The sequence below is a fragment of the Pseudomonas kilonensis genome (assembly GCF_001269885.1).
Lineage (GTDB): Bacteria > Pseudomonadota > Gammaproteobacteria > Pseudomonadales > Pseudomonadaceae > Aquipseudomonas > Aquipseudomonas kilonensis.
In genome coordinates, this window is record NZ_LHVH01000024.1 from 410,837 (window position 1) to 423,592 (window position 12,756).

A 12,756-nucleotide genomic window follows, 5' to 3' on the forward strand; every position below is an offset into this window, starting at 1 on the left:
ACATCGTACAAGTATGTGAGACGGCTCGTCCGGACAATTGATCAGTCCGGGTGCAGCGGTATACGAACGGTAAAAGTCGTGCCGACTCGCGCCTTCGAGTGAACCTCGATGGTGCCCTGATGGGCCGATACGATCGCCGAGGCGATGTGCAGACCCAGTCCGAGCCCGGCCGTGGAACCGTACTGCGCTTCACCGCTGCGCAGATTTCGGACCATTGGGTTGAAGATGTTGGCAATGGCCTCTTTCTCGATGGGCTTGCCCTGGTTGTTGATCGCGATCACGGCCATGTCCTCTTCAACGCTCAACGAAACAGTCACCGGCGTGCCTTCGGCGCCATGCTGGACGGCATTACCAATCAGGTTGGCGAACACCTGCTCCATGCGGGCCGGATCGAACAGCCCCTCCACGGCACCGGTCGTTTCAAAGAGGATTTTGCTTTCCGGGTGATAGGCCCGCGCCTCCTCCACCATGCCTTCGCAGGCGGCCACCAGATCGCCATTGAAGCGCTGCACCGGAATACCCGAACCCAGTTGGGTACGGGTGAAATCCAGCAGATCGCCGACGATCTTGTTGGCCCGCTTGACGCTGGTGTAGATGCGCGACGTGATCTTGGTGGCTTTGGCGGGCAGGTCCCCCGCCCGCAGCAGCACTTCGGAACTCAGCAGGATCGCGCCCAAGGGGCTGCGCAGGTCATGCCCGAGAATCCCGAGAAAGATATTGCGCGACGCATCCACCGCCCCCGAGTAACTGACGACGGACTCGGCCAAGGCCTGGTCCACGGCCTCGTTGAATCGAATCAGATCGTCCATGACCTGCTTGTGATCCAACTGCGTGTGCGGCATCCAGAGCATGAGCACGCTGGTGCGCAGGGCCCGGTATTCGGAAACCATTTGCTCCACGGTAAAACCCGAGGACTGGCGGATGACCGCATGGGTTTCGGCGGCGGTTTCGGCATCCGCCGGCGGAGCCTCCCCGTGGGACTTGGCAATTGCCTCCTTGCGCGTTTGCGAGGTGCGCAGGTCAGCGGCGATGGTGCGCAGCATCTGCTCGGCATGGTCGCGCAGGGCCACGGAGTCCATGCCTAGGGACGCAGGGGTTATGGTTTTGGCGAAGTCTTCCCACGCCTGAAGAATCGGCTCGATATTGTCGAGGATGAAATCGGCCAGGCGCATGGGTTTTTCCGCAAGTAGGGCGATGCTGTAGACGACACAGCGGCCTGATTGTTGTACAGCAAAGCACCGCACAATGTGGGTAATGCTGTTCATTTTTATTTGGTGTGTATATCCGTTATTTCGGTAACGGCGGCTGGCGGTTCCGCTCTTACAGCGGCTCACTTTTGAGAAGCGCAAAAGTAAGCAAAACGCTTCTGCCCCACCACTCGGCACCTCGCCTAGGCTCGGTGTGCCCTCACTCCGGCATTGCTCCGTGGGCCGCCGCGAAGGGCCATCCATGGCCCCGCGCGGCTATCCCGGCATCCATGCCGGGATGCCCACTGCGCAATGCCTGCGTTCGGCCAGCGTGGTTTGACGGGGCGTCGAGATCAAAATCCAAAGCAAAGCAAAGCAAGAGCGCGACACGTCCAACATCTATGTAGCTGAACCACCGCCATCGCGAGCAAGCTCGCTCCCTCATTGGCCTGCGGTGAACACAAGACTCATGGACACCCAGAATCACCTGTGCGAGCTTGCTCGCGATGAGGCCGGCACATCCAACCTCTTCATCGACTGTGACACCGCCATCGCGAGCAGGCTCGCTCCCACAATGACCTGCGGTGAACACAAGACTCATGGACACCCAGAATCACCTGTGTGCGAGCTTGCTCGCGATGAGGCCGGCACATCCAACATCACCACAAACCGACCCACCGCCTTCGCGAGCAAGCCCGCTCCCACAATGGCCTGCGGTGAACACAAGACTCATGGACACCCAGAATCACCTGTGGGAGCGAGCTGGCTCGCGATGAGGCCGGCACATCCAACATCACCACAAACCGACCCACCGCCTTCGCGAGCAAGCCCGCTCCCACAGGGGAAACGCGGTCTCCACCGAGAACCAGGCCGGCCGTTAGGCCGCCTCGCGGTGGACGTTGATCTCGGCGCCCCGTTAACCACGCTGGCCGAACGCAGGTATTGCGCAGTGGGCACCTCGGCATGGATGCCGAGGTAGCCGCGCTGGGCCATGGATGGCCCTTCGCGGCGGCCCACGGAGCAATGCCGGAGTGAGGGCACACCGAGCCTAGGCGAGGTGCCGAGTGGTGGGGCATGAGCGCTTTGGTTACTTTCGCGCTTTTCGAAAGTGACCCGCTGTAAGAGCGGAACAGCCAGCCGCCGTTACCGAAATAACGGATATACACACCAAAGCAAGTAAGTACCGAGGCAACCGCACCCATGCACCAGAACCCACAGGTCTGCGCACCTTGTCCCTTGCACCCCACGAGGTAAAAACCTTACAGTCATACGACAACCTATAACCAAAACAGCCGATCCTGGGCCTTTTGCCTTGGCGGCCGCCTTCGAGACACCTGCCATGACCCGCCCCATCGCTGCACCTGACACCCCCACGCCGTTACCCCGCCACCTCGCGGTGCTCGTCCTGCTGTGCATGGGCTGTGCCTTCGCCGGCAACCACGTCGCCGCGCGGGCCGCGTTCGATGACGGTGCCGGTGTGCTGCTGGCGATCCTGCTGCGCTCGGGCGGGACGCTGCTGGTGCTGGCCGCGATGGTGCTCTGGCAACGACAAAGCCTGCGCCTGCCGCCCGGTGCGTGGCGTTGGCAATTGACGCTGGGGCTGTTGATCGGCGCCCAGAGCCTGTGCCTGTACTCCGCCGTGGCCCGGGTGCCAGTGGCGTTGGCGCTGCTGGTGGGCAACGTGTTTCCGATACTGCTGGCCTTGCTGACCTGGGCCCTGGGCGGACCACGCCCGACGGCGCGCACGGCTGCGTTGATGGGCATGATCCTGGTGGGCCTGGTGTTCGTGCTGGAAGTGCCGTCGCGGTTCTCGTCTGGGCAAGGTGTCGGCCCGCAATGGCTGCTGGGGGTGGGTCTGGCCTTTTGCGCGGCTTGCGCCTTTGCCTGCGCACTGTGGATCACCGATCACAAGTTGTCCCAGGTGCGCGGCTCGGTCCGCAGCCTGCTGACGATCTTCATCGTCTTCAGCAGCGTCAACCTCGCTGGCCTGACAGGCGCCCTGCCCGGCGGTTTCGACCTGCCAGCCAGCAACACCGGCTGGTTCGCCCTGGCGACCCTGGTGGTGCTCTATGGCACCGGGTTTACCGTGCTGTTCATTTCCGTGCCCCGACTGGACATGCCGCGCAACGCCCCGGTGATGAACATCGAACCGCTGGCCACGCTGCTGATCGGCTGGCTGGTGCTGGACCAGATGCTCAACCCGGGCCAGGTGATGGGTGGCGCGATTGTGGTGACGGGCATCGTGCTGCTGACCTATCGCAAGGTTGAGCGGGTCAAGCAGCCCCAAGTTCAGCCGACTTCATGAACCTGACACACCGAGATGTCAGGTTTTAGGGCCGCTTCGCGCCCCAGCGGGGATAAATCCCCTCGCCACAATAGTGTTGTGCCAGCCCACAGATAGTCTTCGCCTTCCTGAAACTTGTTCCAAAACCGACAGTCCTACCCCAGCCGTGAAACCCCCGCCGATCTGCAGCGGCGGGTTTTCCAGCTGATCGGCGCCAAGCCTGGCGCTATGGCAACTCCCCCTCTTGAGCCGTTCGCCCCATGCGCCACCCTGTTCGCTCTTGCCGTTTCGTTTCGCTGTGCTTGCTTGCCCTGTTTCCTCTATTCGCCAGCCCCGCCCATGCCCGCGGCGAAAGGCAGCTGGTGGAGGCCATCAACGATTTCCGTAGCCAGTCGCGCCGTTGTGAATGGCGCACAGTACGTGCCACGCCGCCGCTGGTGCTGCGTTCAAGCCTGGGCTTGCCGATCGGCTTTCGCGGTGGCCTGCGGGACACCTTGAAAGACGCCGGCTATCAAGCCCGGGCCGTGCGCAGCATTCGCTTGACCGATGCGCGGGACGCCGAAGAAGCCTTCGACATGTTGGCCGATGAACATTGCGCAGCGCTGCTGGACAACCAGTACGCCGACATCGGCGTCAATCGGGTCGGTGATGAATGGCGCGTGGTGCTGGCGCAGCCCATGGGTGGCACACGGATGAGCGACGCGGGTGCGGCGGACAAGTCGCTGCTGGCCCAGGTCAATGCCGCCAGGGCCAAGCCACGGATGTGCGGGCGCCAGCGCTTCGCGGCGGCCCGGCCGCTGAGCTGGAACGCCGCGCTGGGAACCGCCGCCCAAGGCCACAGCCGGTCGATGGCCCGCGAGAATTATTTCGCCCATCGCGACCCGGACGGTCGCTCCTCTTCCGATCGCGCCAAGCGCGCCGGCTTTCGCGGACGTAAACTGGGCGAGAACATCGCCGCCGGACAACGCTCACCGAGCCAGGCCATGCACGATTGGCTGGCCAGCCCAGGGCACTGCGCCAACCTGATGAACCCGATGTTCACCCAGATGGGCGCAGCTTCCGCCAGCGATTCGCGCAGTGATGCGGGGGTGTACTGGACGATGGTGCTTGGCGCACCGTGATGTGATCCCGACTTGCATACACCATTGTGGCGAGGGGATTTATCCCCTCGCCACAGAGACATCCCCTCGACACAGGTTTAACCATTGGTTTCGGGTCAGAGGCGAATGTCAGCAGCCGCCACCACATCGATCCGCGACACCGCACTGCTCAGCCGCCCCAATCGGTTGTTGTGATTGGCAATGATCTGCTCGGCGGCCATGCTGCCGTTGTCCACCGTGGAGTGGGCATCGGCCGCCAGAACCACGTCGTACCCCAGGGCATGGGCCTGGCGCACGGTGGCGTTGACGCAATAGTCGGTTTGCAGCCCGCAGATCACCAGGCGGTCGATGCCTCGGGCCTGCAACAACGGTTGCAGGTCGGTCTGGTAGAAGGCATCGGGGGTGGTCTTGCGCACCCGCAGGTCATCGGCAGCGGTCAACAGGTCGTCGGCCAGTTGCCAGGCGGCAGAACCATACGTCAACGAACCTTCCAACTCTTCGTGCTGGATCAGGATCACCGTCAAGCCGAGGGCTCGGGTTTTGGCCGCCAGCTCGTTGATGGTCCGGATGATGCGCTGGCTGTCGAAGCATTCCTCTTCGCCTGAGCACAGCGCGTTCTGGACATCGATGATCAGCAATGCGGTGTTCATGACCTTCCCTCTTCAAGCAATATCGGAGCCGTGCGATGACTCAATACCCCAGCGACAACCCGGTGTTGCGACGGGGGTCGTTGGCGCCATAGAAACGGTTCTTGCCCACCGGCTTGCCACCCAACGACGGCGCACCGACCAGGATCGCGGCAATGTGGTTGGGGTCCTGCGGGCCGGCGAACTTGTGCCCCCAGCTCTCCAGCAGTTTCCGGGTATCCGGGCTGGCCGCAAAGGTCTCCAGGTTGGTTTCCTCCGGCATCCATTGCTGGTGGAAACGCGGCGCATCGACCGCCTCCTGGAGGTTCATGCCGTAGTCGATCACGTTGAGAATGGTCAGCAATGTCGCGGTGATGATCCGGCTGCCGCCCGGGGTGCCCACCACCATGACCGTCTTGCCGTCCTTGGTGACAATGGTCGGGCTCATGGATGACAGCGGCGCCTTGCCCGGCGCGATGGCGTTGGCTTCGCCCTGCACCAGGCCATACATGTTGGGCACGCCGACCTTGGCGGTGAAGTCATCCATTTCATCGTTGAGAATCACCCCGGTCTTGCTCGCCATGACACCGGCACCGAACCAGTCGTTCAGGGTGTAGGTGACCGAAACGGCATTGCCCCACTTATCGACGATGGAGTAATGGGTGGTGTTGCTGCCCTCATGGGGCGCCACGCCGGGCTTGATTTTCTGCGAGTCGCCGGCCTGTTGCGGCTCGATCGCGGCCCGCAGCTTGGCGGCGTAGTTTTTATCCAGCAGATGGTCGATGGGGTTCTTCACGAAGTCCGGGTCACCCAGGTAGCTGTTGCGGTCCACGTAGGCGTGGCGCATGGCTTCGATCTGATAGTGCATGCCCTGGGCCGAATGGAACCCCAGGTCCTTCATCGGATAACCGTCGAGGATGTTCATGATCTGGCACAGCACCACGCCACCGGAACTGGGCGGCGGCGCCGAGATGATGTGGTAGCCGCGGTAGTCGCACTCCACCGGAGCCAGTTCGCGGGTCTTGTACTTGTCCAGGTCGGCCTGGGTGATGATGCCTTTGTTGGCCTGGCTGGAGGTGACCAGGGCATCGGCGACCCAGCCCTTGTAGAAGCCGTCGGCGCCCTTGGCGGAGATTTCCCGCAGGGTCTTGGCGAGGTCTTTTTGCACCAGCTTCTGGCCGACCTGCATGGGCTCGCCGTTGTGCAGGAAGATCGCTCCGGAGTCGCGTATGTCCTTCTTGAACACATCGGTGGCAGTTTCCAGCAGATCGACATCGCCCTGCTCCAGGGTGAAGCCTTCGTCGGCGAACTTGATCGCCGGAGCGATCAGTTCCGCCCGGGGTTTGCTGCCGTATTTGCTCAACGCCAGTTCCATGCCGGACACGGTGCCGGGCACACCCACTGCCAGGTGCCCGCGGGTGCTGAGTTCGGGCACGACGTTGCCGTCCTTGTCCAGGTACATGTTGGCGGTGGCGGCCAGGGGGGCCTTTTCACGGAAATCCAGGAACGTCTTGCGGCCATCGGCCAGTTGCAGGGTCATGAACCCACCCCCGCCCAGGTTACCCGCCGCCGGATACACCACCGCCAGGGCATACCCCACCGCCACCGCCGCATCCACGGCATTGCCGCCGTTCTTGAGCACATCGACACCCACGTGGGTCGCCAGGTGCTGGGCGGTGACCACCATGCCGTTCTCGGCAGCCACTGGCGCCTGCGAGGCGGCTTGGGCATACAAACAGCTGAGGGTCAGGGTGGTGGCAACGAGGGTCCGGGCAAAGGATTCGAACTTCATGAGTCGGCCTCTTCTTGTTTTAAAAAGTCGGGGGATCGCATCAAGAGCACAAGTGTCCTGCATCACCTGTGGGAGCAAGGCTTGCCCGCGATGGCATCGCCTCGGTTTTTCAGTCACGCCGAGGTGTTTGCATCGCGGGCAAGCCTTGCTCCCACATTTTTTGACGAGTGGCTGTTTCAGGACATTTCAGTATGGCTGGGTTTGGGTAATTCGCCCATTTCAAGTCAACCGGGTGACGCCACGGCAGCCTTTGGGATAGGCTCCTGCGGTTCATCTTGACTGCATAAGGACATCGCCGATGACGCTGCGAATCGAACGCACGGATACGCCCACCGACCAGGAACGCCAAGCCATCATCGCCCCGCTGCGCGCCTATAACACGGCCAAGACCGGCGGGACGGTGCCAGAACTGGTCGCGTGGCTGGTGCGGGACGAACAGGACGAAATTGTCGGGGGACTCTACGGCCGAGTGTTTTTCCGCTGGCTGTATATCGAGCTGCTGGTGGTGCCGGAACAGGCCCGGGGCCAGGGCACCGGCTCGACCCTGATGCAGATGGCCGAAGAACTGGCCCGGGAGAAAAACTGCGTAGGCATCTGGCTGGACACCTTCGACTTCCAGGCACCGGAGTTCTACCGCAAACACGGCTTCACGGAAATCGGCCAGATCGACGACTACCCGCCAGGCCACCAGCACTTCTTCTTCCAGAAGCGCCTGACTCAGACCAATTGAAGTACTGATCCTGTGGGAGCGGGCTTGCTCGCGAAGGCGGAGAATCAGTCGACAACAATGTTGAATGATTGACCGCTTTCGCGAGCAAGCCCGCTCCCACACTCAATCCGGTTTTCAATTCGAGTTGCTTAAAGACACGTCGCCAACGCCGCCAACCGGCGCTTGGCCACGAAGTCGTCATGCTTGGCGTAATAACTCAACTCGGTGCCCGTCGCACCGGCATGCAAATCGACAAACGATTCGGCAGAGCGGGTGTAGACCGTCGAGCCACCCTTCTTGCCCGGTTGCAGGTAGGCGCCAGCATCGACACCGAACACCGCTTCGTCCTGCCAGGAGAACTGCACGCACTGGGCCACGATCTGTTCGGGTTTGTCCGAGGTCAGGGTCTTGTAAGGGGCCTGGGTCCGGGCCTCGTTCATCGCCGAACCCGCACAGCCGGCCAGCAAGGTTGCGGCCAGGGCCACCGTCAACATTCGCATTGCGTTCACTCATCGAGAAAAAAAACGGACTGTAGCACTGCGACCCGGGCCTTCGTGCTGCTTTACTGAAATTTACACGGGACATCGCCCTGCGATTCGCGCACCCTGTCGCGCCATTGCCACCAGCCACGCGGAACACCCCATGACCCCCAACGCCGAATTCTACAAACCCACCGCCGAATACGCCGACAAACTGATCAGCCAGATCGGCCAGACACCGTCCTGGATCGCCAAGCGCATCGGCGTCACCGACAAGCGGATTCGCTACATCCTCGACGGCGAACGCACCGTCAAGGGCGAAACCACGCCGATCCAGATGACCTACACCGAACAATTCGCCCTCGAATGCCTGGCGGCTGCGGCCAAGGCCAGCAAGAAGCAGTCTGCATCCCCCAAGGAGTGACCATGGCGGCAACCGAACAACAATATGAACGGGCCCTGGAAATATTTCTCGATGAGCGGCCCGAGCTGCGCATCGAGTTGGACCACCTCAACCCGCTGCTGGCCCAGGCCAAGGGCGAGACCGCCGCGCAGTACCGCGCCGAGCGGTTGCATGAAGCCTTCGAAGCCGAGGCCGAGCGCCTGGGCCTGTTTGCCTGGGAACTGACCCTGCAACTGACCGCCGCCTCACCCCAGGAATACCAGGCCCAGCGCCTGGAGGTGCACAGGGAAGTGGCGGAAATGGCCGGGATGGAATGGGCGGAGTATTGCGAGTTGCATGGCCTCAAACCCCGGGACTGAGCACTTTCCCTGTGGCGAGGGGATTTATCCCCGCTGGGCTGAAGCAGCCCCTGGATCTGCCAACGCGATGTATCAGACAGACCGCAATGACTGGAAGAGGGGCTGCTTCGCAGCCCAGCGGGGATAAATCCCCTCGCCACAATGAGCCTGATCCAGATCCTGTATTGAAGCCTCACAATCGCCCCACCGCCCATAAAGCATTATCATGGCCGCAGTTTTGCTGATCGGGTCTGTCATGAAGTTCGCCATCGCGCTGTTTTCCGCCGCCCATGCGCCCTCCTCGCGCCGTGCCTTGCTGTTTGCCCAGGCGGCGCTGGCGGGCGGGCATGAGATCGTGCGGCTGTTTTTCTATCAGGACGGCGTCTATAACGCCTGCGCCAGTGTCGTCACGCCTCAGGATGAACAAGACCTGCCCCAGCAGTGGCGAACCTTTGTCAGCGACAACCAGCTCGACGGCGTGGTCTGCATCGCGGCGGCGTTGCGCCGTGGGGTGTTGAACGAGGAAGAGGCCCAGCGCTACCAGCGTTCGGCGGCCAGTGTCGAGGCGCCCTGGGCCTTGTCCGGGCTGGGCCAGTTGCACGATGCGATCCAGGACGCTGACCGTTTGATCTGCTTTGGAGGCGCGTGATGGCCAAGTCTTTATTGCTCATCAGCCGCCAGGCCCCATGGTCCGGCCCCGGCGCCCGTGAAGCGCTGGACATCGTCCTGGCCGGCGGTGCGTTCGACCTGCCTATCGGCCTGCTGTTTCTCGATGACGGCGTGTTCCAGCTCACGGCCGGCCAAAACGCCAAGGCGGTCCAGCAAAAGGACCTGAGCGCCAACCTGCAGGCGTTGCCGATGTTCGGCGTCGAGGACCTGTTCCTCTGCGCCGACAGCGCCGCCGAACGGGGTATCGCCACCGATACCCTGGCGCTGGGCGACGTGAAAGCACTGACCGCGCCGCAAATCGCCGCGCTCATTGACCGTTACGACCAGGTGATCACCCTCTGATGTCGACTTTGCATGTGTTGTCTCATTCGCCCTTCGGCGATAACCGCCTCGCCAGTTGCCTGCGGGTACTGGGCAATCAGGATGCGCTGCTGCTGTGCGGCGACGCGACGTACGCGTTGCAACCGGGCAGCCCACCGTTTGAAGTGCTGCAGGCCGCTGGCGTAAACCTGTTCGTGCTCGCCGAAGACCTCCAGGCCCGCGCCCTGGACACACCAGACTGGGCCGAAGCCATCAACTATTCAGGTTTCGTCGAGCTGTCGATCGAGCACGACAAGGTCAACACCTGGCTATGAACACGCTGAACGTGGGCAACCGCGCCATCGCGCTGGACAAGGACGGCTACCTGGCCGACCTGGACGACTGGTCGGCCGAGGTCGCCACGGCCCTGGCCACCGCTGAGGACATCGAGTTGAGCCCCGAACACTGGGAAATCCTCGAACTGCTGCGCGGCTTCTACAACGAATTCCAGCTCTCCCCCGCGACCCGGCCGCTGATCAAGTACACGGCCCTGAAACTGGGCGTGGACAAAGGCAACAGCCTGCACCTGAACCGATTGTTCAAAGGCACTCCCGCCAAACTCGCCGCCAAGCTGGCGGGCCTGCCCAAACCGACGAATTGCTTATGACCGACTTTCCAGCACTGACCCTTGAGACCCCGGCCGAACACCCGTTCGCCCAGTTCGTGCGCGCCCTGGGCAAAGGCAAGCGCGGTGCCCGCAACCTGACCCGCGAAGAAGCTCGCGAGGCCATGGGCCTGGTGCTCGACGAAAAGGTCGAGGACACCCAGCTGGGCGCCTTCCTGATGCTGCTGCGACACAAGGAAGAAAGCGCCGAGGAGATGGCCGGTTTCACCGAGGCCCTGCGTGAACGCCTGGTGGTCCCGGCATTGGCGGTGGACCTCGACTGGCCGACCTACGCCGGCAAGAAACGCCATTTGCCGTGGTACCTGCTGGCGGCCAAGTGCCTGGGGGAGAACGGCGTGCGGATCTTCATGCACGGCGGCGGCGCTCATACGGCAGGCCGGCTCTACACCGAACAATTGCTGGGCTTGTTGCAGATCCCGCTGTGCCGGGATTGGCAGCAGGTCGGCAGCGCGCTGGACAACGGCGGCCTGGCCTTCATGCCGCTGGTGGACTGGGCACCGCAGATGCAGCGGATGATCGACCTGCGCAACACCCTGGGCCTGCGCTCGCCGATCCACTCCCTGGCACGCATCCTCAACCCGCTGGCCGCCCGTTGCGGCTTGCAAAGCATCTTCCACCCGGGCTATCAGGCCGTGCACCGCGATGCCAGCGGTTTGCTCGGTGATACCGCCATCGTCATCAAGGGCGACGGCGGCGAGATCGAAATCAACCCGGACGCCGACAGCCACCTGTACGGCACCACCGGCGGCGTCAGCTGGGACGAAGAATGGCCGCGACTGGCCGAGCAGCGCCACGTCAAACCGGAAAACCTCGATCCCGAGCACTTGAAGGCGATCTGGCGCGGTGACGTCGAAGACAGCTACCCGCAACTGGCACTGATCGCCACCATGGCCCTGGCCTTGCGTGGCCTGGGCCTGGCTCGCGAAGACGCGTTCGACAAAGCCCGGCAGTATTGGGATGCCCGGGATCGTTCGATTTAACCGATCATTAGCGCCCAACCTTTGCGCTTTTAGTTCGAACCTATGGGCATAGACTCGTCTCCAATATTTATTGAGCGAGGACATCCAGATGGGTTTGTTGGTCGAGGGCCGCTGGCAGGACCAGTGGTATGAAAGCAAGGACGGCACCTTCCAGCGCGAGCAGGCGCAACGCCGTCACTGGGTCACCGCCGACGGCAGCGCCGGCCCCTCGGGCGACAGCGGTTTTGCCGCCGAGGCCGGGCGCTACCATTTGTATGTCTCCCTGGCCTGCCCCTGGGCGCACCGCACGCTGATCTTGCGCAAGCTCAAGGGCCTGGAAGACTTGATCGATGTGTCGGTGGTCAGCTACCTGATGCTGGAAAACGGCTGGACCTTCGACAAGGCCCATGGCTCCACTGGCGACAAACTCGACAACCTGAGCTTCCTGCATCAGCGCTACACCGCCGACACAGCGGACTACACCGGCCGCGTCACCGTGCCGGTGCTGTGGGACAAACGCCAACAACGCATCGTCAACAATGAATCGGCGGAAATCATCCGCATGTTCAACAGTGCCTTCGACGGCTTGACCGGCAACGACCTGGACCTGTATCCCGAACACCTGCGTCGCGATATCGACGCCTTGAACGAGCGGATCTACCCGGCGGTGAACAACGGTGTGTACCGTGCCGGATTCGCCACGACCCAAGCGGCCTATGAAGAAGCCTTCGACCGGCTATTTGCCGAGCTGGATGGGCTGGAGGCGTTGCTGGGAACCCGCCGTTACCTGGCTGGCGAATACCTGACCGAGGCGGATATTCGCCTATTCACTACGATCATCCGCTTCGACGCGGTGTACTTCGGCCACTTCAAATGCAACCTGCGGCGCATCGCCGATTATCCGAACCTGTCGAACTGGCTGCGGGAGTTGTACCAGTGGCCAGGCATTGCCGAGACCGTGGATTTCGCCCACATCCAGGGCCATTACTACGGCAGCCACAAGACCATCAACCCCAATGGGATCGTGCCCAAGGGGCCGAAGCAGGGCTTTACGGTCGCCCATGATCGGGGAAGGTTGAGTGGGAAAGGGGTTTGGCGCGGGGCTGGGGATTGATCCTGGATCTTTGTTGCAATTGAGGGCCTCTTCGCGAGCAAGCCCGCTCCCACATTGGATCGGCGTAGGCCTTATTCTTCGGCTGAACGCGATAAAATGTGGGAGCGGGCT

Annotated in this window: 15 protein-coding genes; 11 read left to right on the top strand and 4 right to left on the bottom strand. The window is 62.5% G+C overall.

Translation table 11 applies throughout. The annotated features are described in order from the left end of the window. Positions 1–41: 41 nt before the first annotated feature. Positions 42–1,172 (bottom strand): sensor histidine kinase, encoded by a 1,131-nt coding sequence (locus tag AD662_RS18155; protein ID WP_018611597.1) that lies wholly within the window; start codon positions 1,170–1,172, stop codon positions 42–44. Positions 1,173–2,526: 1,354 nt separating this feature from the next. Here AD662_RS18155 and AD662_RS18160 point away from each other — a divergent pair. Further along, positions 2,527–3,492 (top strand): EamA family transporter, encoded by a 966-nt coding sequence (locus AD662_RS18160; protein WP_053189319.1) that lies wholly within the window; start codon positions 2,527–2,529, stop codon positions 3,490–3,492. Positions 3,493–3,731: 239 nt separating this feature from the next. After that, complete coding sequence (locus AD662_RS18165) at positions 3,732–4,592, top strand: CAP domain-containing protein (RefSeq protein WP_053189321.1); 861 nt, start codon at positions 3,732–3,734, stop codon at positions 4,590–4,592. A 95-nt stretch (positions 4,593–4,687) separates the two neighbouring features. Here AD662_RS18165 and AD662_RS18170 read toward each other — a convergent pair whose 3' ends face one another. Next, positions 4,688–5,221, bottom strand: coding sequence for a cysteine hydrolase family protein (locus tag AD662_RS18170; RefSeq protein WP_018611588.1), 534 nt, complete (start codon positions 5,219–5,221; stop codon positions 4,688–4,690). Between the two features lie 40 nt (positions 5,222–5,261). Next, complete coding sequence (gene ggt / locus AD662_RS18175) at positions 5,262–6,989, bottom strand: gamma-glutamyltransferase (protein WP_018611585.1); 1,728 nt, start codon at positions 6,987–6,989, stop codon at positions 5,262–5,264. A gap of 298 nt (positions 6,990–7,287) precedes the next feature. Between ggt and AD662_RS18180 the strand changes: the two genes are divergently transcribed. Next, a complete protein-coding gene (locus AD662_RS18180; RefSeq protein WP_053189322.1) occupies positions 7,288–7,719 on the top strand; it encodes a GNAT family N-acetyltransferase in 432 nt (143 codons plus the stop codon). Positions 7,720–7,847: 128 nt separating this feature from the next. Here the strand turns inward: AD662_RS18180 and AD662_RS18185 are convergent, their stop codons facing one another. Beyond that, positions 7,848–8,198 carry a hypothetical protein gene (locus AD662_RS18185; RefSeq protein ID WP_014337703.1) on the bottom strand — a complete coding sequence of 117 codons (351 nt, stop codon included), beginning with the start codon at positions 8,196–8,198 and terminating at the stop codon, positions 7,848–7,850. 142 nt (positions 8,199–8,340) lie between these two features. Between AD662_RS18185 and AD662_RS18190 the strand changes: the two genes are divergently transcribed. From AD662_RS18190 to AD662_RS18225, 8 genes are all read left to right on the top strand, one after another. Then, a complete protein-coding gene (locus tag AD662_RS18190) occupies positions 8,341–8,601 on the top strand; it encodes a hypothetical protein (protein WP_014337702.1) in 261 nt (86 codons plus the stop codon). 2 nt (positions 8,602–8,603) lie between these two features. Next, positions 8,604–8,939, top strand: a complete 336-nt coding sequence (locus AD662_RS18195) for a DUF6388 family protein (RefSeq protein WP_053189325.1) — start codon at positions 8,604–8,606, stop codon at positions 8,937–8,939. Positions 8,940–9,174: 235 nt separating this feature from the next. Beyond that, a complete protein-coding gene (gene tusD / locus AD662_RS18200; protein ID WP_013693700.1) occupies positions 9,175–9,567 on the top strand; it encodes a sulfurtransferase complex subunit TusD in 393 nt (130 codons plus the stop codon). Then, positions 9,567–9,929: a sulfurtransferase complex subunit TusC gene (gene tusC / locus AD662_RS18205; protein WP_014337699.1), complete on the top strand. Its 363-nt coding sequence runs from the start codon at positions 9,567–9,569 to the stop codon at positions 9,927–9,929. The genes tusD and tusC overlap by 1 nt, the downstream gene beginning before the upstream one ends. Then, complete coding sequence (tusB, locus tag AD662_RS18210; protein WP_003203312.1) at positions 9,929–10,222, top strand: sulfurtransferase complex subunit TusB; 294 nt, start codon at positions 9,929–9,931, stop codon at positions 10,220–10,222. The genes tusC and tusB overlap by 1 nt, the downstream gene beginning before the upstream one ends. Next, positions 10,219–10,554, top strand: coding sequence for a TusE/DsrC/DsvC family sulfur relay protein (locus AD662_RS18215; protein WP_018608534.1), 336 nt, complete (start codon positions 10,219–10,221; stop codon positions 10,552–10,554). The genes tusB and AD662_RS18215 overlap by 4 nt, the downstream gene beginning before the upstream one ends. Continuing rightward, the gene (locus tag AD662_RS18220) at positions 10,551–11,552 is read left to right on the top strand and encodes a glycosyl transferase family protein (RefSeq protein WP_018608531.1); all 1,002 of its coding nucleotides are present in this window, start codon (positions 10,551–10,553) and stop codon (positions 11,550–11,552) included. The genes AD662_RS18215 and AD662_RS18220 overlap by 4 nt, the downstream gene beginning before the upstream one ends. A gap of 88 nt (positions 11,553–11,640) precedes the next feature. Next, positions 11,641–12,645 carry a glutathione S-transferase family protein gene (locus tag AD662_RS18225; RefSeq protein WP_018608528.1) on the top strand — a complete coding sequence of 335 codons (1,005 nt, stop codon included), beginning with the start codon at positions 11,641–11,643 and terminating at the stop codon, positions 12,643–12,645. Positions 12,646–12,756 lie beyond the last annotated feature (111 nt).

Coding starts and splice junctions, on each gene's coding strand:
- AD662_RS18170 (WP_018611588.1), bottom strand. CDS start 5,221: ATGAACACCGCATTGCTGATCATCGATGTCCAGAACGCGCTGTGCTCA.
- AD662_RS18190 (WP_014337702.1), top strand. CDS start 8,341: ATGACCCCCAACGCCGAATTCTACAAACCCACCGCCGAATACGCCGAC.
- AD662_RS18180 (WP_053189322.1), top strand. CDS start 7,288: ATGACGCTGCGAATCGAACGCACGGATACGCCCACCGACCAGGAACGC.
- AD662_RS18225 (WP_018608528.1), top strand. CDS start 11,641: ATGGGTTTGTTGGTCGAGGGCCGCTGGCAGGACCAGTGGTATGAAAGC.
- tusB (WP_003203312.1), top strand. CDS start 9,929: ATGTCGACTTTGCATGTGTTGTCTCATTCGCCCTTCGGCGATAACCGC.
- AD662_RS18195 (WP_053189325.1), top strand. CDS start 8,604: ATGGCGGCAACCGAACAACAATATGAACGGGCCCTGGAAATATTTCTC.
- AD662_RS18155 (WP_018611597.1), bottom strand. CDS start 1,172: ATGCGCCTGGCCGATTTCATCCTCGACAATATCGAGCCGATTCTTCAG.
- ggt (WP_018611585.1), bottom strand. CDS start 6,989: ATGAAGTTCGAATCCTTTGCCCGGACCCTCGTTGCCACCACCCTGACC.
- tusC (WP_014337699.1), top strand. CDS start 9,567: ATGGCCAAGTCTTTATTGCTCATCAGCCGCCAGGCCCCATGGTCCGGC.
- tusD (WP_013693700.1), top strand. CDS start 9,175: ATGAAGTTCGCCATCGCGCTGTTTTCCGCCGCCCATGCGCCCTCCTCG.
- AD662_RS18160 (WP_053189319.1), top strand. CDS start 2,527: ATGACCCGCCCCATCGCTGCACCTGACACCCCCACGCCGTTACCCCGC.
- AD662_RS18215 (WP_018608534.1), top strand. CDS start 10,219: ATGAACACGCTGAACGTGGGCAACCGCGCCATCGCGCTGGACAAGGAC.
- AD662_RS18220 (WP_018608531.1), top strand. CDS start 10,551: ATGACCGACTTTCCAGCACTGACCCTTGAGACCCCGGCCGAACACCCG.
- AD662_RS18185 (WP_014337703.1), bottom strand. CDS start 8,198: ATGCGAATGTTGACGGTGGCCCTGGCCGCAACCTTGCTGGCCGGCTGT.
- AD662_RS18165 (WP_053189321.1), top strand. CDS start 3,732: ATGCGCCACCCTGTTCGCTCTTGCCGTTTCGTTTCGCTGTGCTTGCTT.